The organism is Catenuloplanes japonicus (assembly GCF_000717135.1).
In the GTDB taxonomy this organism is placed as follows: Bacteria; Actinomycetota; Actinomycetes; order Mycobacteriales; family Micromonosporaceae; genus Catenuloplanes; species Catenuloplanes japonicus.
On record NZ_JNXY01000016.1, the window covers coordinates 307824 to 333757 of the forward strand.

Below are 25934 nucleotides of genomic sequence, written 5' to 3' on the forward strand. Positions count from 1 at the left end.
CGACATGAGAGACGGGCCCGATCACGGATGGGACCTGCGCGCGGCGAGCGTGGTGCGCCCGCGGGATCAGCGGTGGTCGGCCGGGAATGCCTTGAACGCGGCGAGCGCCGCCGCCGGGTCCGGGTCCGTCGTGGCCCAGCCGATGTAACCGTCCGGCCGGATCACCGCGTAGGCCAGATCCTCCAATGTGGACTCCGAGTCGTAGGCGCCGTCCACCGGCGGTGCGGACGGGTAGCGCACCAGCACCGGCCGGCCGTCCACGAACAGCGGGAACGCGGCCGCGTCACCGAAGCGCCGCCCGGTCAGCGGGTGCGCGGCCGGGTCCGGCGACGGGTAGGCGACATCCAGCCCGGAGACCGAGAACGCCAGGTCCGCCGCGACCGCCGGGTGCCTGTCGATCAGGCCGGACAGGTGCGCGCGCAACGCCTGCATCTCCGGCGTGAAGCCGTTGACCAGCGCGCTCTGCGCCCGCGTGTTCGCCAGCACCGCGTCCCCGACCGGCGCGCGCTCGTCGTGGTAGGTGTCCAGCAGCGACTCCGGCGCGCGGCCGGTCGCCACGGCCGCGAGCTTCCAGCCGAGGTTGTGCGCGTCCTGCAGGCCGACGTTGAGGCCGACGCCGCCGGTCGGCGGGTGCATGTGCGCGGCGTCGCCGGCCACGAAGACCCGCCCGGACCGGTACTCGGCGGCCCGCCGCGTCGCGTTGCCGAACTGGGAGATCCAGATCGGGTCGGTGATGCCCAGGTCACGGCCGGCGGCGCGGTTCGCGGACGCGCTCACCCGCGCAAGCGTCATCTCCTGCTCCGGGTGCTGGTCGTGCGGGTCGAACCCGCTCACCCGGAACCCGCCGCTGGGCAGCGGCGCGGTGATCAGCGCGCCGACCTGCGAGGCGATCGCGGGCGGGGGCGGCGGGCCGGTCAGTGTCACGTCCGCCACGTAGCCGTAGTAGGTCGTGTCCGTCCCCGGGAACGCGATGCCGGCCGCCTTGCGCACGGTGCTGCCCGCGCCGTCCGCGCCGACCACCCACGACGCGGTGAGCTCGGTGCCGTCGGCGAGCCGCACCCGTACCCCCTCGGGGTTCTGGGTCAGACCGGTGACGGTGGTGCCGCGCAGAATCGTCGCGCCCAGTTCCACGGCCCGCGCGTCCAGGAGCTCTTCGAGCGCATTCTGCGGGTACGCCACGACGAACTGATACGGAGAGTCGAGCGTGCTGTAGTCGGCGAGGCTGGGGAGCATGCCGAAGTGCCAGCGCGGGACCTTGCGGCCCTTCGCCAGCGGCACGTCCGCCAGCCCGCGCATGGCCAGCACCTCCAGCGTGCGGGCGTGAGTGCCGACCCCGCGCGTGTTCGGCCGCGGACCCGACGTCCGCTCGATCAGCGTCACCTCGACGCCGGCCAGCCTCAGCTCGCACGCCAGCCACAGTCCGGTCGGGCCCGCACCTACGACGATCACGTTATCCATGAGGAACACACTATTCATTAGAGAGCACTACGGTCAACCGAGCGGAGTTATGCTGCACGAATGACCGCGCCAGCCAGCAGATACCGCTCGCCACGCCGGGAGGACGCCGCCGCCGCCACCCGCGCCGCCATCCTGGACGCCGCCCGGGAGCTGTTCATGACGCACGGGTACGCCGCGGTCACGGTTCCGGAGATCGCCAAGGCCGCACGGGTGGCGACGCAGACCGTCTACGCCAGCGCCGGCGGGAAGGCGGGCGTGCTGGCCGCGCTGCTGCAACCGCTGATGGACGACACCAAGGCCGCGGAGGCGAACGTGGAGGCGCGCGCCTCCACCGACCCGCGCCACGTGCTCGCGCTGACCGCGACCGGCTCGCGCCGCGTCCACGAGGACCACTACGACATCCTGCACGGCCTGGTCCACCAGGCGCCCGGCGAGCCCGCGGCCCAGCTCGCGGTGGACGACGCGGTGGCCAAGTGCCTGCGCGGTTTCGCCGCCATCACGGACCATCTGCGGCACCTCGACGGCGTGCGCCCGGACCTGACCGGCGACCGGCTGACCGACTCGCTCTACTTCTTCTTCGGCCCGGACGCCTGGTACGGCCTGGTCACCAGCCGCGGCTGGACCTTCGACCAGGCCGAGACCTGGCTGCACGACGCGGCCTGCCGCACGCTCCTGACCCCGTGATCCAGGCGTGACCGACGCCTGGATCACGGGCGGGCGGATCAGGAAGCGAGGAGGTCGCGCATGAGCTGCGCGGTCTCGGTGGGGGTGGTACCGACCGCCACGCCGGCCGCCTCCAGCGCGGACTTCTTCGCGGCCGCGGTGCCGGACGAGCCGGAGACGATCGCGCCCGCGTGGCCCATGGTGCGGCCGGGCGGCGCGGTGAAGCCGGCCACGTAGCCGACCACCGGCTTGGTCACGTGGTCCCGGACGAACGCGGCCGCGCGCTCCTCCGCGTCGCCGCCGATCTCGCCGATCAGCACGATCGCGTCCGTCTCCGGGTCGGCCTCGAACGCGGCCAGGCAGTCGATGTGCGAGGTGCCCGCGACCGGGTCGCCACCGATGCCGACACAGCTGGTGAAGCCGAAGTCGCGCAGCTCGTGCATGAGCTGGTAGGTGAGCGTGCCGCTCTTGCTGACCAGCCCGATCCGGCCCCGTTTGGCGATGTCGGCCGGGATGATGCCGGCGTTGGACTGGCCGGGTGAGATCAGCCCGGGACAGTTCGGCCCGATGATCCGGACGCCGGCCGCACGGGCCCGCGCCACGAACTCGACCGAATCATGTACCGGGATGCCCTCGGTGACCACCACGGTCAGCGGCACGCTCGCGTCCACCGCCTCCAGCACCGCGGCCTTGGCGAAGCGCGGCGGCACGAAGACCACGGACACGTCCGCGCCGGTCGCGGCCACGGCGGAGGCCACGTCACCGAAGATCGGGATGTCGTCGAGGCGCTGGCCGTCGCGGTTCGGGACCACACCCGCGACCACGGTGCTGCCGGCCGCGACCATGCGCCGGGTGTGGCGCGCGCCCTCCGTACCCGTGATGCCCTGGACCAGGATTCTGCTGTGTTCGGTGAGGAAGATCGCCATCTCAGGGGGCCTCCTGCCGGGCCATGGCGGCGGCGAGCGTCGCCGCGCCGTCCATCGTCTCCGCGGTGAGCACGCCGGGCAGCGCGGCGGCGACGAGCATCCGGCGGCCCTTCTCCGCGTTGTTGCCGTCCATCCGCACGATCAGTGGCGCGCGCAGCGGTCCCCCGCCGTCGGTGAGCTGCCAGTACGCCTGGAGGATGCCGTCCGCGACCGCGTCGCAGGCGGTGATGCCGCCGAACACGTTGACCAGCACCGCGGTGACGTCCGGGTCGGCGAGCACGATCTCCAGGCTGTCCGCCATCACGCGGGCGGACGCGCCGCCGCCGATGTCCAGGAAGTTCGCCGGGGTGACGCCGCCGTGCGCCTCGCCGGCGGCCGCGACCACGTCGAGCGTGCTCATCACCAGGCCGGCGCCGTTGCCGATCACGCCGACGCTGCCGTCCAGCTTCACGTAGTTGAGGTGCTTGCGGGCCGCGGCCGCCTCGCGCGGATCCGCGGGCGCGGCGGCGGCCAGCCCGGCGTGCTGCGGGTGCCGGAACGAGGCGTTGTCGTCCAGCGTGATCTTGCCGTCCAGCGCGCGGATCGTGCCGTCGGCCAGCAGCGCGAGCGGGTTGATCTCCACCAGCGTGGCGTCCTCCGCGCGCAGCAGCCGCCAGAGCGCGGTCAGCACCGGCGCGACCTCCGAAGGCAGGCCCGCATCGGCGCACAGGGACAGCGCGAGCCCATCGGTGAGCCCGCCGTCGATGTCGAGCGGCGCACGCACCAGAAGCTCCGGCGGTGCCGACTCGATGTCCATGCCGCCGGCGCCGGAGAGCAGCGCCAGGAAGCCGCCGGCCGCGCGGTCCAGCAGCAGCGCCACGTAGTACTCGGCGACGATCTCGCTCGCGTCCGTGACCAGGACGGAGTGGACGGTGTGGCCGTGGATGTCCATGCCGAGGATCCGCTCGGCCGCGTGCGCGGCCTCGTCGGGCGAGCTCGCGAGTCGTACCCCGCCTGCTTTGCCTCTGCCTCCGGTTTTGACCTGGGCTTTTATCACCACCTTCCCGCCGATCGCGGCGGCGGCCGCGGCGGCCTCCGCCGGGGTGAGCGCCACGCGGCGGCGGCCGGTCGGGATGTCGTGCAGTGCGAACAGATCGTGTGCCTGGTGTTCGAACAGGTCCATGCGCCGACCCTCCCTGGGATCGATCTACATCTACGAAAACGTCCTGCAACCCTCTGGACACATCACGTGATGAGGAGCACGATATTGCCTACCCCATACGGTATGCAATCCTCGGTTCCGCCCCGGCGGAGCGGTCGCCACAGGAGGTCCTCCCATGGAGAAGGCGCTCGAGGGCATCCGGGTCCTCGACATGACACATGTGCAGTCCGGACCCTCGTCCACACAGATCCTGGCCTGGCTCGGCGCTGACGTGATCAAGCTGGAGGCGCCCGGCACCGGCGACATCACGCGCAGCCAGCTGCGCGATGTGCCCGGTGTGGACAGCCTCTACTTCACGATGTTGAACGGCAACAAGCGCAGCATCACGCTCAACATGAAGAGCGACCAGGGAAAGGAGGTGTTCACCCGCCTGGTCGAAAAGGTCGACGTGCTGGTGGAGAACTTCGGTCCCGGCGTGGTCGACCGCTTCGGCTTCTCCTGGGAGCGGCTCCAGGAGATCAACCCCGGCCTGGTGTACGCGTCGATCAAGGGTTTCGGCCCGGGGCGCTACGCGAACTTCAAGGCGTACGAGGTGATCGCGCAGGCCATGGCCGGCTCGATGGCCACCACCGGTTTCGCGGACGGCCCGCCCACCGCGACCGGCGCCCAGATCGGCGACTCCGGCACCGGCATCCACCTGGTCGCCGGCATCCTCGCCGCGCTGCTCCAGCGCGGGCGCAGCGGCAAGGGCCAGCGCGTCCAGGTCGCCATGCAGGACGCGGTGCTCAACCTGTGCCGGGTGAAACTGCGCGACCAGCAGCGACTCGCGCACGGGCCGCTCGGGGAGTACCCGCACCAGCCCTCCGGCGCGGAGGTGCCGCGCTCCGGGAACGCGTCCGGCGGCGGCCAGCCCGGCTGGGCCGTGCGCTGCTCCCCCGGCGGGCCGAACGACTACATCTACGTGATCATCCAGCCGGTCGGCTGGGTGCCGATCGCGGAGCTGATCGGGCACCCCGAGCTGGCCGCGGATCCGGAGTGGGCCACGCCCGAGGCCCGGCTGAACAAGCTGGACAAGGCGTTCGCGCTGATCGAGGAGTGGACCGAGCGGCACACCAAGTGGGAGGTGATGGAGCTGCTCAACGCGCGGAACGTGCCGTGCGGCCCGATCCTCTCCACCCGCGAGCTGATCGAGGACGCCACGCTGGCCGACCTCGGCGCGGTGGTGCAGGTCGAGCACCCGGAGCGCGGGCCGTACAAGACGGTCGGCTGCCCGATCAAGCTGTCCGACTCGCCCGTGGAGATCACCCGTTCGCCGCTGCTCGGCGAGCACACGGCCGAGGTGCTGGGCGAGCTCGGTTACGACCAGGCCGGTGTCGACGAACTGCGCGCGGCGCGCGCGATCTGAGGGGACGCTTCACATGGGCTACGACAAGGACACCGTGCGCCGGCTGCTGGACACCGCGCTGGCCGAGGGGCGGGATTCGCTCACCGCGCCGGAGGGCCGGCAGATCGCGGCCGCCTACGGCATCGCGACCCCCGGTGAGGGGCTGGCGACCAGCGCGGACGAGGCCGCCTCGCTGGGCGAGGAGATCGGCTTCCCGGTGGTGCTGAAGATCGTGTCGCCGGACATCCTGCACAAGACCGAGGCCGGTGGCGTGCTGGTCGGCGTGGCCACCCCCGAGGAGGCGGCACAGGGGTTCGCGCGGATCGTGAGCGCGGCGCTGGACTACAAGGCGGACGCGCGGATCCTCGGCGTGCAGGTGCAGCAGCAGCTGTCCGGCGGCCACGAGGTGATCGTGGGCGCGGTGACGGACCCGACGTTCGGGAAGATCGTGGCGTTCGGGCTGGGCGGCGTGCTGGTCGAGGTGCTCAAGGACGTGACGTTCCGGCTGGCGCCGGTGACCCCCGCGACCGCACGGTCAATGGTGGACGGCATCGCGGCCGCGGAGATCCTGCGCGGCGTCCGGGGCGCGGAAGGCGCGGACCTGGACCTGCTGACCGACCTGCTGGTCAAGGTCGGTGACCTGGTCACGGACTTCCCGGAGCTGGCCGAGGTGGATCTCAACCCGGTGCTGGCCTCTTCGGAGCGGGCGGTCGCGCTGGACGTGCGCATGCTGATCTCGGCCGACGCCGCGAAGCGCCCCGAGCGCATCCCGCCGGAGCAGATCATCGCGTCGATGAACCGGATCATGCGGCCCGCGTCCGTGGCCGTGATCGGCGCGTCCGCCGAGGCCGGGAAGATCGGCAACTCGGTGATGAAGAACCTGGTCAACGGCGGCTACCAGGGTGAGATCTACCCGGTCAACCCGAAGGCGAGCGAGATCCTGGAGCGCAAGGCGTTCCGCAGCATCGCGGACGTGCCCGGCGACGTGGACGTGGCCATCTTCGCGATCCCGGCGCAGTTCGTGCCGAAGGCGCTGGAGGAGGCCGGGGCCAAGGGCGTGGCCGGGGCGATCCTCATCCCGTCCGGGTTCGGCGAGACCGGGAACATCGCGTTGCAGGACGAGGTGGTGGCGATCGCGCGCCGGCACGGCGTGCGCATCCTCGGGCCGAACATCTACGGCTACTACTACACGCCGCAGCGGCTGTCGGCGACGTTCTGCACGCCGTACGACGTGCGGGGCGGCGTGGCGCTGTCGTCCCAGTCCGGCGGCATCGGCATGGCGATCCTGGGGTTCAGCAGGTCCAGCGGCATGGGCGTGTCCGCGATCGTCGGCGTCGGCAACAAGGCGGACATCGACGAGGACGACCTGCTCACGTTCTTCGCGCAGGACGACGCGACGAACCTGATCGCGATGCACCTGGAGGATCTGAAGGACGGGCGCGCGTTCGCGGAGGTGGCGTCGCGCGTGTCCAAGGAGAAGCCGATCGTGGTGCTCAAGGCCGGCCGCACCGCGCAGGGTGCGAAGGCGGCCAGCTCGCACACGGGCGCGCTGGCCGGCAACGACCGCGTGTACGACGACATCCTGCGGTCCAACGGCGTCATCCGGGCGCCGGGGCTCAACGACATGCTGGAGTACGCGCGCGGCATCCCGCTGCTGCCCACGCCGCAGGGCGAGAACGTCGTGATCATCACGGGCGCGGGCGGGTCCGGCGTGCTGCTGTCCGACGCGTGCGAGGAGAACGGGCTGTCGCTGATGACCATCCCGGACGACCTGGACAAGGCGTTCCGCGCCTTCATCCCGCCGTTCGGCGCGGCCGGGAACCCGGTGGACATCACCGGGGGCGAGCCGCCGCAGACCTATCGGAACACCATCGCGCTGGGCCTGTCCGACCCACGCGTGCACGCGCTGATCCTGGGCTACTGGCACACGATCGTCACGCCGCCGATGGTCTTCGCGCGGCTGGTCGTGGAGGTCGTGGAGGAGTTCCGGGCCAAGGGCGTGCACAAGCCGATCGTGGCGTCGCTGTCCGGCGACGTCGAGGTGGAGGAGGCCAGCGAGCACCTCTACCGCAACGGGATCGTGGCGTATCCGTACACCACCGAGAAGCCGGTCGCCGTGCTCGGCGCGAAGTACCGCTGGGCGCGGGCCGCCGGTCGTCTCTGAGATCCCACGGGTGGGCCGGCCACGCGTCCCCGCGGCCGGCCCGCGCACCACCGGCCCGGCCGACGTCCCTCCCCCGGGCCGTGACTCAACGCGGAGTACCTGTTCAGGAGGCCCATCGTGGACTCACAACAAGAGACCCCCACCCCCACCATCACGGGTACGGAGAACGAGCGCGTCTGGAAGGCCGGACGCCTGGATCCGATGCCGATCCGCGAACTCCCCGACCCACCGCCCTCCATCCACCTGCTCGGGCCCACCGTCTTCCTGGTCGCGCTGGGCGTCGGCATGGGCGAGTCGTACATGTGGCCGCGGCTCGTCCTGGTCTTCGGCCCGGAGATCCGCTGGCTGTTCCTGATCGGCGTCACGCTCCAGGCGTTCGTGATGCTGGAGATGGCCCGCTACGCGATGGCGACCGGGGAGAGCATCTTCTTCGGCGCCGCCCGCGTGTTCAAGCCGCTCATGTGGTTCTTCTTCACCGTGGCGATCCTGGTCTACATCTGGCCCGGTCACCTGTCCGCCGGTGCGGCCGCGTTCGAGTCGATATCCGGCATTCCCTGGACCGTCACCGCCTGCGTGGTGCTGGTGCTGGTCGGCATCCTGTTCAGCCTCGCCAAGGTGATCTACAACGTGCTGGAGAACCTGCTCGGCCTGCTGATCGGCGTGCTGGTGGCCGGCACCGCGGTGGTCGCGTCGATGGTCGGCAACCTGGCCGACCTGGGCTCCACGCTGGCCGGCATGTTCGCGTTCGGCTACCTGCCGGAGAGCGCGATGTCCGAGACGTGGTTCCCGATCCTGGTCGGGTCGATCGCGTTCGCCGGCCCGTCCGGCATGCAGCAGATGTGGTACACGCTGCACCTGCGCGACTCCGGCGCCGGCATGGGCGCGCACCTGCCCCAGGTCCGCGGTCTGCGCGGCTCCGGCGGTGAGGAGAAGATGCCGTCCCGCGGCTTCATGTTCGACACCGAGAACCCGGCCGAGATGAAGAAGTGGAAGGGCTGGCGGCGCTGGGTGACGTTCGACGCGGTGCTGCTCTTCTGGGGCATCACCATGCTGGTCACCATCTCGTTCACGGTGCTGGCCCAGGCCGCGGCGCGGCAGAACCCGAACGTCGGCGCGCTGATCGAGAGCGGCGAGCGGGAGGCGTCGCTCAACGCGATGGCGGACAGCTTCGCCTCGGCCGGCGCGCCGGTGCTGCACAACGTGTTCCTCGGCTTCATCGCGCTGATCGGGATCAACGCCACGCTCGGTCTGTTCGACTCGTTCTCGCGGGGACAGGCGGACATGACGTACCACTTCATCCCGGGCGCGAAGCGCTTCCGGATGTCGCACCTCTACGCCGGCTTCCTCTGGGGCGTCATCACGTTCGGCATCCTGATTTTGCTGTTCGGGCCCGCGGACGGGCCGGGCGCGATCCTGGACCTGCTCGCGTTCCTGTCCACGTTCGCGATGGGCGCCTACTGCGTGGTGCTGCTGCTGGTCAACAACCTGATGCTGCCCAAGCGGATCAGGCCGTCGATCGTCCAGAACCTGGTGATCGGCTTCGGGGCGGTCTTCTACCTCGGCATGCTGATCTTCAGCCTGGTCCGCTTCGGCGTGGTCGTGGGCTGACCATGACGACCACCGTGAATAAGACGCGCTCACCGCTCCTGACCGACGCGGTGGTGATCGGCACACTGATCGGCGCCGGCTCCGGACTGATCGCGGGCGGGCTGGTCGGGCTGCTCGGCATGTCCGCCCTGCACGCCCTGCTCGGCGGGCTCGCGCTCGCCGTGCCGCTGGGGCTGGCCGGCGCGGGATTCGAGCTACTGGCGGCGGCCGGAGTGCTCCGCACCTCCGTGTTCGCGGCGGTCGCGCTCTACTGGCTGTTCGCGTTCCCGCTGGCCCGGCTGCTGCACGAGGTGCTGTTCGGCCTGCTGGTCTCCGGCCGGCCCACACCGCCGGACGACGTGCTCGCGTTCCTCGCGTTTCAAGGCCTGGTGAGCATGGGGTACGCGATCGGCTTCCTCTGGTTGCGGGAGCGCCTCGCGCTCTACCGGATGCGGCGGCGCTCATGAACGTACCCCCGTGGGTCTGGGTCCTGACGGTTCTGGGTTTTGCGGTCATGATCGGGCTGGACTTCGTGCTGGTGCATCGCAACCCGCGCGAGCCCTCGTTCCGGGAGTGCGTCGCGTGGGTGACGTTCTACGTGCTGGCCGCGATCGGGTTCGGCATCGGCGTGGCGGTGGTGACCGGCGGCGGCCCGTCCGGCGAGTTCTTCGCCGGGTGGCTCACGGAATATTCGCTGAGCGTGGACAACCTGTTCGTGTTTCTGATCATCATGAGCGGGTTCGCGGTGCCGACGCGCTATCGCCAGCAGGTGCTGCTGGTCGGGATCGTGCTGGCGCTGCTGCTGCGCGGCGCGTTCATCGCGGTCGGCGCGTCCGCGGTGCAGCGGTTCGACTGGCTGTTCTACCTGTTCGGCGCGTTCCTGGTCTACACCGCGATCAAGCTGGTCGGGCCGCAGGAGGAGGACGAGTTCTCGGAGAACGTGGCGTTGCGGTTCGCCCGGCGGATCCTGCCGACCACCCGTTCCTACGTCGGCGGCGCGGTGCTGACCAGGGTGGACGGGCGGCGGATGGTGACGCCGATGCTGATCGTGATCATCGCGATCGGCACCACGGACCTGCTGTTCGCGCTGGACTCGATCCCGGCGATCTTCGGCCTGACCCAGGAGCCGTACCTGGTCTTCGCGGCGAACACGTTCGCGCTGATGGGGTTGCGGCAGCTCTACTTCCTGATCGGCGCGCTGCTCGACCGGCTCGTCTACCTCAGCAAGGGCCTGGCCGTGATCCTGGCGTTCATCGGCGTGAAGCTGGTGCTGGAGGCGCTGCACCACGACGGCGTCTCCTGGGCCCCGGAGATCCCGATCCTGGTGTCGCTGGGGGTCATCGTCGGCACGCTGGCGATCACCACGGCCGCCAGCCTGTGGAAGTCGGCGCGGGACGGGCGGCGGGCGTCGGAAGCGCCCGCCGCCCTGGTCGACGCTAACGACTGAACAGCTGCTGGTCCGACGGTCGTTCGGCGTACTCGGCAACGGGTGGCTGATCGTCGCGCTGTGTGCGCAGCGCGGCGGTCAGCCCGGCGCCGATCGGCCGGCCGTCCGCGTTGAACCCCATCGGCTGTTTCAGTCCGGCCAGGAACCGCCGGAACGCGGAATCGCGGGACATGAGGCCATCACCTCCAGGAATCAGATGTACCCGGGCCGCTGGTTGATCCACCATGGCCACTCCCGAGAATACAGGCTTTTGTATGCAGTAGATGATCAAGTGGTTGATGCCACTCGATGCTCTGGACAGCTGCGCGTCGATGAGCAACGATGTTGTGTACGCCATACGGTATGCAATGTTCCAACCGTGATAGAGAGGTTGAGGACCATGGTTCAGGCAACGCAGTCCTCCGACGCCGCCGCCACCGACGCGATCCTGAAGGAGCCCAGCCGGGACGGGGAGAGCATCTCCGGCGGGCACCTGGTGGCGAAGGCGCTCAAGGCCGAGGGCGTCGACGTGATCTTCACGCTCTGCGGCGGCCACATCATCGACATCTACGACGGGTGCGTGGACGAGGGAATCGCGGTCGTCGACGTACGCCACGAGCAGGTCGCCGCGCACGCCGCCGACGGATACGCGCGGATCACCGGCAAGCCCGGCTGCGCGGTCGTCACGGCCGGCCCCGGCACCACGGACGCGGTCACCGGCGTGGCCAACGCGTTCCGCGCGGAGAGCCCGATGCTGCTGATCGGCGGCCAGGGCGCGCTCACCCAGCACCGGATGGGGTCGCTGCAGGACCTCCCGCACGTCGACATGATGTCCCCGATCACGAAGTTCGCCGCGACCGTGCCGCACACCGCACGCGTGGCGGACATGGTGTCGATGGCGTTCCGCGAGTGCTACGCGGGCGCGCCCGGCCCGTCGTTCCTGGAGATCCCGCGCGACGTGCTGGACAACGAGGTGCCGCTCTCGTCCGCGGTCATCCCGTCGTCGTACCGGACGACCACGAAGAGCATCGGCGACCCGGCGTCGGTCGACAAGCTGGCCGGCCTGCTGGCCCGCTCCGCGAAGCCCTGCGTGCTGCTCGGCTCCCAGGTGTGGACCGGGCGCGGATCGCAGGCCGCGATCGACTTCGCGCGCACGCTGAACGTGCCGGTGTTCATGAACGGGTCGGCCCGGGGCACGCTCCCGCCCGGCGACCCGCACCACTTCAGCCTGTCCCGGCGCTACGCGTTCTCCAACGCCGACCTGATCCTGATCGTGGGCACACCCTTCGACTTCCGGATGGGGTACGGCCGGCGCCTGCCCGCAAGCGCCACGGTCGTGCAGATCGACATGGACTACCGGACGGTCGGCAAGAACCGCGACGTCGACCTCGGGCTGGTCGGCGACCCCGGATCCATCCTGGCCGCGGTCACGGCCGCCGGGTCCCATGTGGAGCGGCGGGCGTGGTTCGCGGAGCTGCGCGCGCAGGAGACCGCGGCGTACGAGAAGCGCCTCCCCCGCCAGCTCTCCGCCGCCTCCCCGATCCACCCGCTGCGGCTGGCCCACGAGATCAACGAGTTCCTGACCGAGGACTCCATCTACATCGGCGACGGCGGCGACATCGTCACGTTCTCCGGCGGCGTGGTGCAGCCCAAGTCACCCGGCCACTGGATGGACCCGGGCCCGCTCGGCACGCTCGGCGTCGGCATCCCGTTCGTGATGGCCGCGAAGTACGCCCGGCCGGACAAGGAGGTCGTCGCGCTCTTCGGCGACGGCGCGTTCAGCCTGACCGGGTGGGACTTCGAGACGCTGGTCCGCTTCAACCTGCCGTTCGTCGGCGTGGTCGGCAACAACTCCTCGATGAACCAGATCCGGTACGGGCAGATGCGCAAGTACGGCGACGCCCGCGGCCGGGTCGGCAACACGCTGGGCGACGTGCGCTACGACGAGTTCGCCCGCATGCTCGGCGGCTACGGCGAGGAGGTCCGCAACCCGGAGGACATCGCGCCGGCGCTGCGGCGGGCGCGCGAGTCCGGGCTGCCGTCGCTGATCAACGTGTGGGTCGACCCGGACGCGTACGCACCGGGCACGATGAACCAGACGATGTATAAGTAGGTCCGGCGGCGCGGGCCCCGGTCCGGGGCCCGCGCGCCGTGGAAGCCCCGGCGCTGCCGGGGTCGCGGCAGGAACCGCGGTGGCCACGGACTCGCGTGCTCTTCCCCGGCCACGACGGCACCGGCTCCGACGCCGGGAGGCAAGCGGAGCGCCGGCGAAGTCTTGGCGGACGGCGAGGTTTGCCCGCGGGAGCAACGCTGCCGCACCACGCCGGAAGCGGGAAAAGAATGTGGTCTTGATCTTGATCTTCGCTGAGCAGGCTGCGGACCACCCGCCGCACGAGCGTCAGGTCCGGGGTGCTCAGGGAGGCTCGAGCGCCCGCGGGAGCGAACGGGCCGGGCCGGAAGCGGGAGATGATCTAGCTCTTGATCCTCGCAATGAAGGTGGCGACGTTCGTGGCGACGCGGGCGGACTTCTCCTCCGCCGACAGCGACTCGTGCATGCGGCCGGCCGCGCCCGCGTCCTTGCGGCCACGGACGTAGAGCGAGCAGGCCAGGTCGCCGCAGATGTAGGTGCCGACCGAGTCGCCCTGGCGACCCGCCTTGCCGGCCTTCGGCGCGACCATCAGCGGCACGCCGCCGTCGTGCACGGTCAGGCAGAACGCGCACATCCCACGACGCGCGGTACGGGCCGCGGACGGCGCGGGAACGCGCAGCGTGATCGCGACCACGCCGTCCGCGGACTCGGTGACCAGGTAGGCGCGGTCCGGCGCCTTGGGGTCGCGCCAACCGAGGAAGTCGAGGTCGTCCCAGGGCTGTTCGGGCAGGTCACGGGGGACGGAGAGGCGGGTGGCCTCGCCCTTGGAGCAGTTCACGAACGCGGCGCGGATCTCTCGCTCGGTCAGCGGTCTCATACGATCGAGGCTAGGTTGCCTAAAACCTTTAGGCAAATACATAATGAGATATGGCTCGTGCGGGACTGACCACGGAGCTCGTCGCCCAGGTCGGCGCCGAGCTCGCCGACGAGGCCGGCTTCGACCAGGTGACACCGTCCGCGCTGGCCCGGCGGTGCGGCGTCAAGGTCGCCAGCCTCTACTCACACGTCGCCGGCGGGCACGACCTGCGGGTGCGCATCGCGGTGCTGGCGCTGGACGAGCTGGCCGACCGCGCCGCCGAAGCGCTGGCCGGGCGCGCCGGCCGGGACGCGCTGATCGCGTTCGCGAACGTGTACCGCGACTATGCGCTCGCGCACCCCGGCCGATGGGCGGCCGCACAGATGCGGCTCGACCGGGACACCGCGGCGAAAAGCGGCGCGATCCGGCTGTCGCAGATGACGCGCGCCCTGCTGCGCGGCTACGACCTGCCCGAGGCGGAGCAGGCGCACGCGGTCCGGCTGCTGGGCAGCGTGTTCAACGGCTGGGTGAGCCTGGAGGCGGGCGGCGGCTTCAGCCACAGCGATCCGGAGCCGGCGGAGAGCTGGACCCGCGCCCTCGACGGCCTCGACACACTGCTGCGCAACTGGCCTTCGCGATAGCCGCATGCGACCGCGGTTCCACATCGTCGTTCCCGGCGCTGAGGCGCTGCGGCTCTCGGCGAGCATCTGGGGGCCCATGGTCAGCGGGCAGTCCGGGCGAGGCGATGACTGCGGGCGGCAGCGACGGTGCGGGCGGTCCCGGCCGGGGTGCGGAAGATGTCATCGGCGGTGAAGCGCAGAACCAGCCAGCCGGCCTGTTCGAGGCGGCGCTTGCGGACGATGTCCTGCCGGAAGGTGTCCCGGTCGCGGTGATGATCGCCCTCGTACTCGATCGCGATGCACAACTCCGGGTAGGCGAGATCGACCCTGGCCAGCCAGAGCCCGGCCTTCGACGTGACATCGTGCTGGGCGATCGGCCGCGGCAGTCCGGCATGGATGATCAGCAGCCGCAACAGCGTCTCCATCGGCGACTCGGTCAGCGGCTCGGTCTCCGCCAGGCGCGCGGTGAACAGCGCGACGCCCGGCCGGCCTTCCCGGCCTCCTGCGAAATCGGCCAGCCGCCCCTGCTTGACCAGCTTCCGGTGCAGCATCGCGTCCAGCGCGATGATCGCCTGCCGCCGATCGGGCTGCCGGCCGAGATCGAACGCGGTGCGCGCCGGGCTGGTCACCGGCAGTCCGGCGAACGAGGTCACATCCTCCGGCGGCAGTCGTTGGTGCCTCACCACCAGCCGGTCCTGTGCACGCATCCGCTGCGGCGCCGGGACGGTGACGGTCACCGGCGCACCACGGCCCGGCGAACCGGCACCCCACAGGAACGCCGCACTCGCACCACTGATCGCAGCACCGGCCGGAAGCGACAACGCCGCCGCGTCACACCACATGCGGTGATCATCAGCATCGAACTCTGCGGCCGCGACATACACATCTCGATAGAGGCGGCGCCACGCCGGCGATCGCAGTCGCGACCTGGTCACCACACCGCGCGCGACCGCCTCACCACCTCGAAAGGGCAGGAATCGGAGACTCTGGGGAACCGCCGCCACTCTGGACACCCGCGCATCATCCCGCCCACCCCCGACACTTCATTCTCAGTCGAAAGATCAACCGTCGCATGTACGTGAGAGGCGTTATCCGGCCGGATAACGCCTCTCACGTACATACCGCCTTGATCCAGTCCGGGCAGGACCGCAATCAAGGGTCGCTCGCCGGCTGCAGCGGCCGGACCTTCGGCTGCAATACCGTGATAAGCCGAAATTTCGGGCACAGAGTGCCCGGCACTCGGCAGGCGCGGCGAACGTCACCGGCGGACCGTGGGTCCGGGGCTCGGCCCCGGATGGCACAGCGGGGCGGGCTCAGCGTTCGTGGTAGGTCTCGCGGGTGCGTTCGGTGTGGCGGCGCATCATGTCGGAGGCCTTCTTGCCGTTGCGGGAGGCGATGACCTCGATGAGGGCGCGGTGCTCGTCCCACGCCTCGGCGCCGCGGGAACGGGCGATCGGGCGGTAGTACCAGCGGACGCGGCGGTCGACCTGGGCGATGAGGTCGGCGAGGACCCTGTTGCCGGACATCGCGGCGACGTGGGCGTGGAGTGCGGCGTTCGCCTTGACCAGGGCCTCCTGGTCGTCGGCGGCCAGCGCCTTCTCGCCGGTGCGCTGGAGCTCCCACAGGTGGGTGATCTGGTCGGGGGTGGCGTTCTTGGCGGCGAGGCGGGCGGACTCGGCTTCGAGGAGGGTACGCGTGGCGAGCAGCTGGTCGGCCTCGTCCTCGGTGGGGACGTGGACGAACGCGCCGAGGGCCGGGCGGAGGTCGACCCAGCCCTCGGTGTGCAGGCGTTGCAGTGCCTCGCGGACCGGCTGGCGGGAGACGCCGAGCTGGGCGGCGAGATCCTTCTCGACCAGGTGTTCGCCGGGCTGCAGCTCGCCGTTGATGATCATTTCGGCGATCACGTCGTAGGCGGCCTGGCGGAGCGGGACCGGGCGTTCGAGAGGCTGGCGCACGCTGCGCGCCTCGCGGGCCGTGGACGCGACGTCCATGTGAGTCCTCTCGAGGGGCACGTGAAGAGAGCATTCAGCATACAGTCGTCACTCCACCACGGCGTCGATGGACGTGCCGTGCGCGGTGCCCGCCAGCCGATCGATCATGACCTCGACCAGCACCGGGCGGGACGTGCGGCGTGACTCCTTGTCCGCCCAGTCGAGCGCGTCCGCGATGTCGCCGGGCTCGGTCACCCGGCGGCCCTGGCAGCCGTAGGCGCGCATGATCGCCACGTTGTCGGACCCGAACGAGTCGTAGTGGATGTCGACCTCGTAGTTCATGTCGTAGCCGGCCTCGGCCTGGCGGATCAGTCCCAGGTACTCGTTGTTCAGCATGACCAGCACGAACGGGATGTCGTACTGCGCGGCGACGGCCAGTTCCTCGACCAGGAACTGGAACGAGTAGTCGCCGACCACGGCGACCACCTCCGCGTCCGGGCGGGCGGATTTGACGCCGATCGCGGCGGGGATCTCCCAGCCGAGCGGCCCGGCCTGGCCGCACACCTGGTAGTGGCGCGGGCGGAACGTCTGCTGGAACTGGCCGGACCAGATCTGGTAGAGCCCGATCGCGGTGACGAAGTAGGTGTCCGGGCCGTAGTGCGCGTTGATCTCCCGGAAGACGCGCGGCGCCTGGATCGGGACGGTGTCGTGGTCGTCGCGCCGGTTCAAAGTTGACCGCAGCTCGCCGACCCGGGACACCCACGGGCCCGGCGCGGTGGCGACTCCCCGGCGGCGGGCCGCCTCCAGCAGGGCGACCAGGAACAACCGCGCGTCCGAGACCACCCCGAGGTCCGGCCCGAAGACGCGGCCGATCTGCAGTGGCGACACGTCTACGTGGATGAATCGCCTGTCACCACGATAAATCGTCAGATCTCCGGTGTGACGGTCGCCGAACCGGGCGCCGACGGCCAGCACCAGGTCGGACTCCAGGAAGGACGCGTTCCCGTACCGTGTGGTGGTCTGGATGCCCGTCATGCCGGCGAAGAGCGCGTGGTCCTCCGGCAGCGCCCCCTTGCCCATCAGCGTCACCTGGACCGGGACCTGCAGGAACTCGGCCAGCTCACGCAGGGCCTCGGAAGCAGAGGAGAGGATGACGCCGCCGCCGGCCAGCAGCAACGGGCGGGACGCGGACAGCAGCATGTCCAGCGCGGCCTCCACCGAGGGCCCGTGCGGCGCGGCCGGGATCACCGGCAGACGCGCGGACAGGGACGGCTCCCAGACGATGGACTGGCGCTGCACGTCGAGCGGCAGGTCGACCAGCACCGGGCCGGGCCGTCCGCTGCGGGCGACACGGAACGCCTCCCGAAGGATCCACGGTGCCTGGGCGGCCTCGCGCACCTGCACGGCCCACTTCGTGACCGGCCGGGCGATCTCCACGATGTCGACCGCCTGGAACGCCTCCTGATGCAGCTTCGTGGTGGGCGCCTGGCCGGTCAGGCAGACCATCGGGATCGAGTCCGCGATCGCGGTGTAGAGGCCGGTGATCATGTTGGTGCCGGCCGGTCCGGACGTGCCGATCGCGACGCCGACCTGCCCGTTCGTGCGGGCCCAGCCGTCGGCCATGTGCGTGGCGCCCTCCTCGTGACGCACGATGAGGTGGCGGATTCCGGACGTGCGCAGCGCGGCGTAGAGCGGCAGGATCGCGGCGCCAGGGCAGCCGAACACCACGTCCACGCCCTCGTCCGCGAGCACGCCGACGACCGCTTCCATGCAGGGCATCGTGGGCATCAGACGGCCTCTCCAGAACCGGGATCAACAGCAGCGGGGGTACGGGTCGAGAGCTGCTCGACCAGCAGGAGCAGCGCGGAGTGGTCGAGGTCGCCGTGGCCCTGGGCCCGCAACGCGCCGATCAGCTGCGCGACCATCGCCCCCAGCGGGATCGCCACGCCCGCGTCCCGGGCCGCCGCGGTCAGGTTGCCGAGATCCTTGTGGTGCAGGTCGACACGGAAGCCGGGCACGAAGGAGCGGGCGAGCATCCCGGCCGCCTTCCGGTCCAGGATCCGGTTTCCGGCCAGGCCGCCGGCGAGCACGCGCACGGCCGCGTCCGTGTCCACGCCGTACGCCTCCAGGAACACGATCGCCTCCGCCACCAGCTCGATCACGCCGGCCACGATCAGCTGGTTCGCGAGCTTGACGGTCTGCCCGGCACCGGACGGCCCCACGTGCACCACCGTGCCGCCGACCACGTCCAGCAGCGGTTTCGCTCTTGCGAAGGCCGTCGTCGGCCCACCGGCCATGATGGACAGTGTGCCGTCGACCGCGCCCTGCTCACCGCCGCTGACCGGCGCGTCGACCGCGGGCATCGGCACGGCCGCGGCTGCGTCGCGCGCGGTGGCCGGCGCGATGCTGCTGGTGTCGATCCACAGTTGACCGGCGTGCCCGTGGGCGGCGATGCCGGTCGCGACCGAGGCCACGTCCGGCGAGTCCGGCAGCATGGTGATCACCACGTCCACGCTGGTGACGGCGTCCTTCAGGGACGACGCCGGTCGGCCACCCGCATGTGAGAGCTGGTCCAGGCGGGCGGCGCTCCGGTCGTACCCGATGATCTCGTGTCCGGCTTTGAGCAGGTTGGCGGCCATCGGGCTGCCCATGATCCCGAGGCCGATGAAGCCGATGCGGGCCATTCACAACACCCCTTTCAGCGGGTACGACGTGCGCCTGCGCTCCCGTGGCAGCCACCCGAAGCTGTTCTCGCTCGGCCCGAGCGGCCGGTACTCCAGCCCGACGTGCCCGCGGTAGCCCGCGCGGTCGAGGCGGCGCAGCAGATCCTCGACGTCCAGCCCGCCGGTGCCGGGCTGGTGGCGGCCGGGCACGTCCGCGATCTGCACGTGGCCGATCCGCCCGGCGTAGGAGTCGATCGCGCCCGCCACGTCCTCTCCGCCGGACAGCAGGTGGTAGACGTCGAGCAGCAGCTTGACGTTGGTGCGGGCGGAGACCGCGCGCACCCGGTCACAGACCGCGATCGCCTGCGCGGCCGTGCGGATCGGGTAGTCCGGGTTCTCCCGCGCGTTCAGCGGCTCGATCACCACGGTCGCGCCGGCCAGTGCGCGGGCGGCCGTGGCCAGGTTCCGGATCGCGAGGTCGTCCTGGACGGCCGGTTCCACGCCGGCCAGCCGGTTGCCGTAGAGCGCGTTGAACACGCGGCAGCCGGTCGCACGCCCGATCTCGGCGGCCACCTCCGCGCTGTCCAGGAACGCGCGGCCGGGGTGGGAGAGCACGCCGCGCTCGCCGCCGGCCATGTCGCCGGCGTAGAAGTTGAGCGCGGTGAGGCGTACCCCGGCGAAGGAGAGCGCGCCGATGAACGCGTCCACGTCGCGGCGGGCCGGGCGCGGCGAGTCGAACGGCCACCAGAACTCGACCGCGTCGAATCCGGCGTCCGCGGCCGCGACCGGGCGTTCCAGCAGCGGCAGCTCCGTGAAGAGCAACGAGAGGTTGACGTCGAACGGCATGGCGGGGCTCACCTCGCGGGGTGGTAGTTACCGTCGAGCCGTTCGCCCGGCGGACCTTGGGTGACGGCCTGGACCAGCAGCGATCCGCCGACGAACGCGCCGCGCCAGGACGCGCCGATGCCGCCGAACACCTCGTCGCGGTCGCCGCGGGAGCGCGGCCGGTTGATGCCGACCTTGAACGCGCGCAGCTCCGCGCCGAGCTTGCGGCCGGTCTCCTCGTCGTCGCAGGCGAGCGACGCGACCAGCGCGCCGTTGCTGGCGTTCATCGCGGCCAGCAGCTCGGCCTCCGTGTCGACCAGCACGATCGTGTCGACCGGCCCGAACGGCTCCGCGTGGAACAGCGGGGACGACGGCGGCGGTGCCAGGATCGCGGCGGGCGCGAGGTAGGCGCCGGTGTCCTGGCCGTCGAGGAAGTGCCCGGTGTCCAGCGTGCCGCGGTGGATCGGGATGCCGCCGCGGTCGACCGCGTCCTCGATCGTGCGCGCCAGCTCCGCGGCCTTGGCCGGCGTGATCAGCGGGCCGTAGTCGAGGTCCGGCAGGTCGTCGCCGGGCCGCTCCACTGCGAGCGGGTGCCCGAACCGGACGGATCGGACCGCGGGCAGGTACGTGGCCAGGAAGTCCGGGAAGAGCGCGCGCTGCACCACGTAGCGGGGGTAGGCGGTGCAGCGCTGCTTGCCGTACTCGAAGGACTTCCGCACCAGTCCCTGCAGGAGATCCCACCGGGAGAACTGCCAGACGCCCCAGCAGTTCAGGCCCTCCTGCTCCAGGATGTGCCGTGTGCCGGAGTCGACCAGCCCGGCCGCGACCCGGCCCCCGGCGGTGCGCCCGCCGACGAACGAGACGCAGCCGATCTCCGGCGCGGTGACCAGCGCCTCGGACAGGTCCGCGCCGCCGCCGGAGAGCAGCGTGATCGGCAGGCCGTGCCGGGCCGCGAGCGCGGTGGCGAGCGTGAGGCAGGCGACGCCGCCGTCCGTGGGCGCCTTCGCGATGACCGCGTTCCCGGCCAGCGCCTGGACCAGGAGCGCGTGCATGATCACGCTCATCGGGTAGTTCCAGCTGGCGATGTTGCTGACCGGGCCGGGCAGCGGGGTGCGGCCGTGGAGCATGGCGGGGATCTCGTCCGCGTACCAGGCGACGCCGTCGATGCAGCGGTCCACGTCCGCGCAGGCCAGCCGCCACGGTTTGCCGATCTCCCAGACCAGCAGCAGCGCGAGCAGGTCGCGGTGGGCGCGGAACTCGTCGAGGGCGGCCCTGACCTTCCGTACGCGTTGTTCCAGGGAGACCCTGCCCCACGCGGTGTGCGCCTCGGTGGCGGCCCGGACCGCGGCGGCCGCGGTGGCGCGGTCCACCCGAGGCGGGGCGGCGATCGGTGTGCCGTCGACCGGTGAGCGGGCGGTCCCGGCGATGCCGTCGCGTCGCCAGACGTTGTCCCAGCGGTTGAGCGGGCGGTCGTCGTGAAACGCCTCGGGCGCGGCTTGCAGGCAGCGGGAATAGGCGTCGTCCCAGGTGGTGCCGGGCTTGAGGATCATGGGGTCCTCCCGGTGGCGGTGCTGGGTCTCGGGGCGGCGGTGCCGGTCTTCGAGGTGCCGGCCACGGCCAGCAGGTCGGTGAGCGCGTGCACGGCGCGGAGCGTGGGGGCGGGTGCGCCGGTGAGGTCGGCCAGCTCGACCACGGCCGCGACGATCGCCTCCAGTTCGAGCGGGCGGCCGGTCTCCAGGTCCTGGAGCATCGACGTGCGGTGGTGGCCGACCTTGCGGGCGCCGTCGATGCGGCGCTCGATGGAGATCTCCGGGCGCGCGCCGACCCGGGCCGCGATGTCCAGCGTCTCCGCCATCAGTCCGGCGATCACGCTGCGCACCCCCGTGTGCTCGCACATCTGGGCGAGCGTGCCGCGGGTGAGCGCGCTGATCGGGTTGAGCGCCACGTTGCCCATCAGCTTGATCCAGATGTCGTCGCGCAGCCTCGGCTCGACCGGGCAGCGCAGGCCGCCCGCGACCATGGCGGCGCTGAAGTCGAGGCAGCGGCGGGAGACCGTGCCGTCCGGCTCGCCGATCGCGAACCGGGTCCCCTCCAGGTGCCGGATCACGCCGGGCCGCTCGATCACGGCGGCCGGGTAGGCGACACAGCCGATCGCACGCTCCGGTGCGAGCACGGCCGAGGTGCCGCCGCCCGGGTCGACCGCCTCGATCCGGTGGTCCTCGTAGGGGCCTTCGAGGCGATGGAAGTACCACCACGGGATGCCGTTCTGCGCCGCGATCAGCGCGGTGTGCGGGCCGAGCAGCGGCGCGACCAGCGGGCCGGAGGCCGCGTAGGCGTGCGCCTTGAGGCCGATGAACACGTAGTCGGCCGGGCCCACCTCGGCGGGGTCGTCGGTGGCCGGCGGGTGCGCCTCGAACGAGCCGCGCGGGCTGATCACCCGGACGCCGTCCGCGCGCAGCGCGGCCAGGTGCGGGCCGCGTGCGATGAGGTGCACGTCGACACCGGCCTTGCAGAGTGAGGCGCCCACATACGCCCCGATGGCTCCCGCGCCCAGAACTGCGACCTTCATTCGGCGACTCCCTTGGCGTCGAATCTTTCGCTGGCAGACCTTTTGGCAAGATTGCAGACTGTATACGTTATGGAGAGGACAGTATGTGATGAGTCGGTTACCGAAGACAAGGCGGTGCCACCATGTTTCTGCGTCAGCTCGAATACCTGACCGCACTCGCCCGCGAGGAACATTTCGGGCGGGCGGCCGCGGCCTGCTGGGTCAGCCAGCCCACGCTCTCCGACGGCATCCGCAAGCTGGAGGCCGAGTTCGGCGTGGCCGTGGTCCGCCGCGGCCACCGGTTCGAGGGCTTCACGCCGGAGGGCGAGCGCCTGCTGGCCTGGGGGCGACGGCTGCTGGCGGACCGGTCGTCGATGATGGCCGAGTTCACCCGCGGCGGGTTCGCGGGCCGGCTGCGGATCGGCGCGGTGCCCGCGGCGCTCCCGCCGGTCGCGCTGCTCACCGGGCCGTTCTGCGCGGCGCATCCGCGTACCAGCCTGACCGTACTGTCGCTGACCTCGGCCGAGATCCAGCGTGGACTCACCGACGGCGAGCTGGACGCCGGGCTGACGTACCTGACCAGCGCGGTGCCGGCCGGGTTCCGCACGCACCGGCTCTACGAGGAGCGGTACCTGCTGCTGACCGCGGACGACCACCCGCTGGCCGCGCGCGACGAGGTGGGCTGGGCCGAGGCGGCCGCGCTGCCACTGTGCCTGCTCACCACGGACATGCAGTACAGGCGGATCGTCGACGGCCTGTTCCGCCGCGCGGGCGCGGTGGTGTCCCCGCGGATGGAGACGAACTCGATCTCCACGCTCTGCGCGCACGTGCGGGCCGGCACGTTCTCCAGCGTGATCCCGCAGGCCTGGCTGTGCCTGATGGGCGTGCCGCCGGGCACCGGCGTGGTGCCGCTGACCGGGCCGGTCGCCACCAGCCGGGTCGGGCTGCTGACGCTGGACCGCAAGACGCCGTCGCTCACGGTCGGGGCCCTGCTGGACGTGGCGTCCGGGCTGAAGATGCAGCAGGAGATCGATCAGCTGTATCGATAGGCGTCACCGATCGAGCCTTCGGCGATTGCTCATTGTGGCCGGTCAGGCCGGGCCGGAGGCTGGGGGCACATCCCAACGAAGGGCGGCGTCATGGCCAAGGTTCTCTGCGTCCTCTACCCCGACCCGGTCAACGGATATCCCACCGAGTTCGCCCGGGACGGCCTGCCCTACATCGACCACTATCCGGGCGGGCAGACCGTACCCAACCCGGAGAAGGTCGACTTCGCACCCGGCCAGCTGCTCGGCTCCGTCACCGGCGAGCTGGGCCTGCGGTCGTACCTGGAGTCGCTCGGGCACGAGCTGGTGGTCACCTCGGACAAGGAGGGGCCGGACTCGGTGTTCGAGCGCGAACTGCCGGAGGCGGAGATCGTCATCTCCCAGCCGTTCTGGCCCGCCTACCTCACGCCGGAGCGACTGGCGAAGGCCCCGAACCTCAAGCTCGCGATCACTGCCGGCATCGGCAGCGACCACGTGGACCTGTCCGGCGCGATCGCGCAGCGTGTGACCGTGGCGGAGGTGACGTACTCGAACAGCATCAGCGTGTCCGAGCACGTGGTCATGATGATCCTGTCGCTGGTCCGCAACTACCTGCCGTCGCACCAGTGGGTACTGGACGGCGGCTGGAACATCGCGGACTGCGCGGCCCGCTCCTACGACCTGGAGGCGATGGAGGTCGGCACGGTCGCGGCGGGCCGGATCGGGCTCGCGGTGCTGCGCCGGCTCAAGCCGTTCGACGTGAACCTGCACTACTTCGACCGGCACCGGCTGCCGGCCGAGGTGGAGGAGGAGCTGAACCTGACCTGGCACGACAGCGTCGAGTCGATGGTCCGGGTCTGTGACGTGGTGACGATCAACTGCCCGCTGCACCCGGAGACCGAGGGCATGTTCAACGAGGAGCTCATCGCGAAGATGAAGCGCGGGGCGTACATCGTGAACACCGCGCGCGGCAAGATCTGCGACCGGGACGCGATCGTGCGCGCGCTCGAGTCCGGCCACCTCGCCGGTTACGCGGGCGACGTCTGGTTCCCGCAGCCCGCGCCGGCCGACCACCCGTGGCGCACGATGCCGCACCACGGCATGACGCCGCACATCTCCGGCACCTCGCTGACCGCGCAGGCCCGCTACGCGGCCGGGACCAGGGAGATCCTGGAGTGCTACTTCCAGGGCCGGCCGATCCGCGACGAGTACCTGATCGTGGACGGTGGCGCGCTGGCCGGCACCGGGCAGCACTCGTACAGCGCGCGCTAGATCCCCACCTCACCTACGACGATCGTCGGCAAGCCCAGGCGCACCCTCGGTCAACAGGAGCGCGCACGGGACTTCGGCGGATCGCGCCGCACCGGCGCTGATCGCCGCCGCGCCCACCGCGTGCGGCGGCGACCAGCCCGGTGGCGACGACCCGCCGCGCATCGGCACGGATTCGTGGCGAGCGGTCAGCCGGCCCGGCGGGCGTCGGTGTTGTGGACCGCGCGCAGTTCGATGTAGTTGATCCACGGAGGACCGCCGCCGGGGACGTGGCCGTTGCCCAGCACGGTCACCGTGAAGTAGCCCTTCATCGCGATGTTGCCGCCGAAGTTGCGCAGCTGGGCCTCCATCGAGGGGTGGATGAGGACGCCGACCCAGTAGGCGTCCCGGCAATCGGCGAGCGCCCGGATCCGGCAGGACGCGTCCTCGGTCAGCATCAGGATCGTGTAGGCGCTGCCGTCCTGGGCGACCGACGCGGCCAGCGCCTCCTCGATCGACTCACCCTCGGTGGCACCCTCGTGCGCACAGGCGGTCTCCTCCGAGTCGCCGGGCTCGCACCGGATGTCCAGGTGGATCACCTGTCCGTCGTGATCACGCAGGAACGCGCGCAGGTCCCGGCTGGCCGCCACCGCGGTGACGTCCCCCTCGAAGCCGGGCGGCTCGTCGTCCGACACGAACTGATAGATCGCGATGACACCGGTCACGATGCCGATCAGGGCCGCGACCGCGGCGATCGCGGCGCCGACGGCCGCGCCGCGCGACGGGCCGCTCGCGGTGCTGTTGACGTCACCCACAGGTCCGCCCTCCTCAGGGAGCCACGCCGGCGCTCACTGACAGCCAGCGTCCCAGCGGCGGGCCTGGATGCCCACGACGACGTCCGTGATCCGACCGGCCCACCCCCGTGACACGGCGGCACCTGCGCCGCGTCGTGGATCTCGTCACCCGCGGGCTCGCGGCTCTGTGGTGACCAGCGGCGGAACCGGCTCCGACGCGAAGGGCAAAGCGGAGCGCCAGCGGAGTCTTTGCCCGCAGCGAGGTTTGCCCGCGGGAGCATGCGGACCGCAACCAGGCTGGAAGCGGGAAGATCGGGATCGTGGGGTCTGGGGCTCGGCCCCAGGTGAGCAGAGCGCCCGCGGGAGCATGCGGACCGCAACCACGCTGGAAGCGGGAAGATCGGGATCGTGGGGTCTGGGGCTCGGCCCCAGGTGAGCAGAGCGCCCACGGGAGCATGCGGACCGCAACCACGCTGGAAGCGGAAAGATCGGGATCGTGGGGTCTGGGGCTCGGCCCAGGTCAGCAGAGCGCCCGCGGGAGCATGCGGACCGCAACCACGCCGGAAGCGGGAAGATCTGGTTCTCG

23 protein-coding genes are annotated in these 25934 nt (G+C 71.1%); 10 read left to right on the forward strand and 13 right to left on the reverse strand.

All coding sequences use genetic code 11. The features are described from left to right. Positions 1-66 precede the first annotated feature (66 nt). Positions 67-1458, reverse strand: a complete 1392-nt coding sequence (locus OP04_RS23330; protein ID WP_033341979.1) for an FAD-dependent monooxygenase — start codon at positions 1456-1458, stop codon at positions 67-69. A 60-nt stretch (positions 1459-1518) separates the two neighbouring features. On the opposite strand from OP04_RS23330, the gene OP04_RS23335 reads away from it, so the two are divergent. Beyond that, positions 1519-2142 carry a TetR/AcrR family transcriptional regulator gene (locus OP04_RS23335; RefSeq protein WP_033341882.1) on the forward strand — a complete coding sequence of 208 codons (624 nt, stop codon included), beginning with the start codon at positions 1519-1521 and terminating at the stop codon, positions 2140-2142. 38 nt (positions 2143-2180) lie between these two features. On the opposite strand, the gene sucD is transcribed toward OP04_RS23335, so the two are convergent. Together sucD and sucC are read right to left on the reverse strand one after the other, a co-directional pair. Continuing rightward, complete coding sequence (sucD, locus tag OP04_RS23340; RefSeq protein ID WP_033341883.1) at positions 2181-3047, reverse strand: succinate--CoA ligase subunit alpha; 867 nt, start codon at positions 3045-3047, stop codon at positions 2181-2183. 1 nt (position 3048) lies between these two features. Next, complete coding sequence (sucC, locus tag OP04_RS23345; RefSeq protein WP_033341884.1) at positions 3049-4209, reverse strand: ADP-forming succinate--CoA ligase subunit beta; 1161 nt, start codon at positions 4207-4209, stop codon at positions 3049-3051. 154 nt (positions 4210-4363) lie between these two features. Here sucC and frc point away from each other — a divergent pair, with 154 nt between their 5' ends. The 5 genes from frc to OP04_RS23370 all read left to right on the forward strand — a co-directional run bounded on the left by frc (position 4364) and on the right by OP04_RS23370 (position 10770). Further along, on the forward strand, positions 4364-5593 hold the full coding sequence (gene frc, locus OP04_RS23350; protein WP_033341885.1) for a formyl-CoA transferase: 1230 nt from the start codon (positions 4364-4366) through the stop codon (positions 5591-5593). 13 nt (positions 5594-5606) lie between these two features. Then, complete coding sequence (locus OP04_RS23355) at positions 5607-7736, forward strand: acetate--CoA ligase family protein (protein WP_033341886.1); 2130 nt, start codon at positions 5607-5609, stop codon at positions 7734-7736. Positions 7737-7853: 117 nt separating this feature from the next. Next, positions 7854-9344 carry an Nramp family divalent metal transporter gene (locus OP04_RS23360; RefSeq protein ID WP_198153945.1) on the forward strand — a complete coding sequence of 497 codons (1491 nt, stop codon included), beginning with the start codon at positions 7854-7856 and terminating at the stop codon, positions 9342-9344. 14 nt (positions 9345-9358) lie between these two features. Further along, on the forward strand, positions 9359-9790 hold the full coding sequence (locus OP04_RS23365) for a hypothetical protein (protein ID WP_157240215.1): 432 nt from the start codon (positions 9359-9361) through the stop codon (positions 9788-9790). Then, the gene (locus OP04_RS23370; protein WP_033341888.1) at positions 9787-10770 is read left to right on the forward strand and encodes a TerC family protein; all 984 of its coding nucleotides are present in this window, start codon (positions 9787-9789) and stop codon (positions 10768-10770) included. Before OP04_RS23365 ends, OP04_RS23370 begins: the two co-directional genes overlap by 4 nt. Here the strand turns inward: OP04_RS23370 and OP04_RS23375 are convergent. Continuing rightward, on the reverse strand, positions 10760-10942 hold the full coding sequence (locus OP04_RS23375) for a hypothetical protein (RefSeq protein WP_033341889.1): 183 nt from the start codon (positions 10940-10942) through the stop codon (positions 10760-10762). The two genes, OP04_RS23370 and OP04_RS23375, sit on opposite strands and share 11 nt — an antisense overlap. Before the next feature lie 207 nt (positions 10943-11149). On the opposite strand from OP04_RS23375, the gene OP04_RS23380 reads away from it, so the two are divergent. Then, complete coding sequence (locus OP04_RS23380) at positions 11150-12862, forward strand: thiamine pyrophosphate-binding protein (protein WP_085066692.1); 1713 nt, start codon at positions 11150-11152, stop codon at positions 12860-12862. A gap of 358 nt (positions 12863-13220) precedes the next feature. Here the strand turns inward: OP04_RS23380 and OP04_RS23385 are convergent, their stop codons facing one another. Continuing rightward, the gene (locus tag OP04_RS23385) at positions 13221-13715 is read right to left on the reverse strand and encodes an FBP domain-containing protein (RefSeq protein WP_033341890.1); all 495 of its coding nucleotides are present in this window, start codon (positions 13713-13715) and stop codon (positions 13221-13223) included. Positions 13716-13765: 50 nt separating this feature from the next. Between OP04_RS23385 and OP04_RS23390 the strand changes: the two genes are divergently transcribed. Next, positions 13766-14335, forward strand: coding sequence for a TetR/AcrR family transcriptional regulator (locus OP04_RS23390; protein WP_033341891.1), 570 nt, complete (start codon positions 13766-13768; stop codon positions 14333-14335). Between the two features lie 80 nt (positions 14336-14415). Here the strand turns inward: OP04_RS23390 and OP04_RS23395 are convergent, their stop codons facing one another. The 7 genes from OP04_RS23395 to OP04_RS23425 form a co-directional block, all read right to left on the reverse strand. Then, positions 14416-15051 (reverse strand): endonuclease domain-containing protein, encoded by a 636-nt coding sequence (locus OP04_RS23395; RefSeq protein ID WP_198153946.1) that lies wholly within the window; start codon positions 15049-15051, stop codon positions 14416-14418. 576 nt (positions 15052-15627) lie between these two features. After that, positions 15628-16305, reverse strand: coding sequence for a GntR family transcriptional regulator (locus tag OP04_RS23400; protein ID WP_051798748.1), 678 nt, complete (start codon positions 16303-16305; stop codon positions 15628-15630). A gap of 48 nt (positions 16306-16353) precedes the next feature. After that, complete coding sequence (gene gcl, locus OP04_RS23405) at positions 16354-18033, reverse strand: glyoxylate carboligase (RefSeq protein WP_085066693.1); 1680 nt, start codon at positions 18031-18033, stop codon at positions 16354-16356. Then, positions 18033-18929 (reverse strand): NAD(P)-dependent oxidoreductase, encoded by an 897-nt coding sequence (locus tag OP04_RS23410; protein ID WP_033341893.1) that lies wholly within the window; start codon positions 18927-18929, stop codon positions 18033-18035. The genes gcl and OP04_RS23410 overlap by 1 nt, the downstream gene beginning before the upstream one ends. Next, positions 18930-19754 carry a hydroxypyruvate isomerase family protein gene (locus OP04_RS23415; protein WP_033341894.1) on the reverse strand — a complete coding sequence of 275 codons (825 nt, stop codon included), beginning with the start codon at positions 19752-19754 and terminating at the stop codon, positions 18930-18932. It lies immediately after the preceding gene. Positions 19755-19762: 8 nt separating this feature from the next. Next, on the reverse strand, positions 19763-21283 hold the full coding sequence (locus OP04_RS23420) for an aldehyde dehydrogenase family protein (protein ID WP_033341895.1): 1521 nt from the start codon (positions 21281-21283) through the stop codon (positions 19763-19765). Then, positions 21280-22302 carry a 2-dehydropantoate 2-reductase gene (locus OP04_RS23425; RefSeq protein WP_033341896.1) on the reverse strand — a complete coding sequence of 341 codons (1023 nt, stop codon included), beginning with the start codon at positions 22300-22302 and terminating at the stop codon, positions 21280-21282. The genes OP04_RS23420 and OP04_RS23425 overlap by 4 nt, the downstream gene beginning before the upstream one ends. Positions 22303-22424: 122 nt before the next feature. On the opposite strand from OP04_RS23425, the gene OP04_RS23430 reads away from it, so the two are divergent. Both OP04_RS23430 and OP04_RS23435 read left to right on the forward strand, forming a co-directional pair. Continuing rightward, complete coding sequence (locus OP04_RS23430; protein WP_033341897.1) at positions 22425-23330, forward strand: LysR family transcriptional regulator; 906 nt, start codon at positions 22425-22427, stop codon at positions 23328-23330. A 90-nt stretch (positions 23331-23420) separates the two neighbouring features. Continuing rightward, entirely contained in the window at positions 23421-24578 is a 1158-nt protein-coding gene (locus OP04_RS23435; protein ID WP_033341898.1) for an NAD-dependent formate dehydrogenase, read from the forward strand. 185 nt (positions 24579-24763) lie between these two features. Here OP04_RS23435 and OP04_RS23440 read toward each other — a convergent pair whose 3' ends face one another. Next, positions 24764-25369, reverse strand: coding sequence for a hypothetical protein (locus tag OP04_RS23440; protein ID WP_033341899.1), 606 nt, complete (start codon positions 25367-25369; stop codon positions 24764-24766). Positions 25370-25934 lie beyond the last annotated feature (565 nt).

Bases quoted from the DNA above. Each gene is read 5' to 3' on its own strand.
- sucD (WP_033341883.1), bottom strand. From the start codon at position 3,047: ATGGCGATCTTCCTCACCGAACACAGCAGAATCCTGGTCCAGGGCATC.
- OP04_RS23355 (WP_033341886.1), top strand. From the start codon at position 5,607: ATGGGCTACGACAAGGACACCGTGCGCCGGCTGCTGGACACCGCGCTG.
- sucC (WP_033341884.1), bottom strand. From the start codon at position 4,209: ATGGACCTGTTCGAACACCAGGCACACGATCTGTTCGCACTGCACGAC.
- OP04_RS23435 (WP_033341898.1), top strand. From the start codon at position 23,421: ATGGCCAAGGTTCTCTGCGTCCTCTACCCCGACCCGGTCAACGGATAT.
- OP04_RS23375 (WP_033341889.1), bottom strand. From the start codon at position 10,942: ATGTCCCGCGATTCCGCGTTCCGGCGGTTCCTGGCCGGACTGAAACAG.
- OP04_RS23410 (WP_033341893.1), bottom strand. From the start codon at position 18,929: ATGGCCCGCATCGGCTTCATCGGCCTCGGGATCATGGGCAGCCCGATG.
- OP04_RS23420 (WP_033341895.1), bottom strand. From the start codon at position 21,283: ATGATCCTCAAGCCCGGCACCACCTGGGACGACGCCTATTCCCGCTGC.
- OP04_RS23415 (WP_033341894.1), bottom strand. From the start codon at position 19,754: ATGCCGTTCGACGTCAACCTCTCGTTGCTCTTCACGGAGCTGCCGCTG.
- OP04_RS23335 (WP_033341882.1), top strand. From the start codon at position 1,519: ATGACCGCGCCAGCCAGCAGATACCGCTCGCCACGCCGGGAGGACGCC.
- gcl (WP_085066693.1), bottom strand. From the start codon at position 18,033: ATGCCCACGATGCCCTGCATGGAAGCGGTCGTCGGCGTGCTCGCGGAC.
- frc (WP_033341885.1), top strand. From the start codon at position 4,364: ATGGAGAAGGCGCTCGAGGGCATCCGGGTCCTCGACATGACACATGTG.
- OP04_RS23330 (WP_033341979.1), bottom strand. From the start codon at position 1,458: ATGGATAACGTGATCGTCGTAGGTGCGGGCCCGACCGGACTGTGGCTG.
- OP04_RS23425 (WP_033341896.1), bottom strand. From the start codon at position 22,302: ATGAAGGTCGCAGTTCTGGGCGCGGGAGCCATCGGGGCGTATGTGGGC.
- OP04_RS23400 (WP_051798748.1), bottom strand. From the start codon at position 16,305: ATGGACGTCGCGTCCACGGCCCGCGAGGCGCGCAGCGTGCGCCAGCCT.
- OP04_RS23430 (WP_033341897.1), top strand. From the start codon at position 22,425: ATGTTTCTGCGTCAGCTCGAATACCTGACCGCACTCGCCCGCGAGGAA.
- OP04_RS23385 (WP_033341890.1), bottom strand. From the start codon at position 13,715: ATGAGACCGCTGACCGAGCGAGAGATCCGCGCCGCGTTCGTGAACTGC.
- OP04_RS23390 (WP_033341891.1), top strand. From the start codon at position 13,766: ATGGCTCGTGCGGGACTGACCACGGAGCTCGTCGCCCAGGTCGGCGCC.
- OP04_RS23370 (WP_033341888.1), top strand. From the start codon at position 9,787: ATGAACGTACCCCCGTGGGTCTGGGTCCTGACGGTTCTGGGTTTTGCG.
- OP04_RS23380 (WP_085066692.1), top strand. From the start codon at position 11,150: ATGGTTCAGGCAACGCAGTCCTCCGACGCCGCCGCCACCGACGCGATC.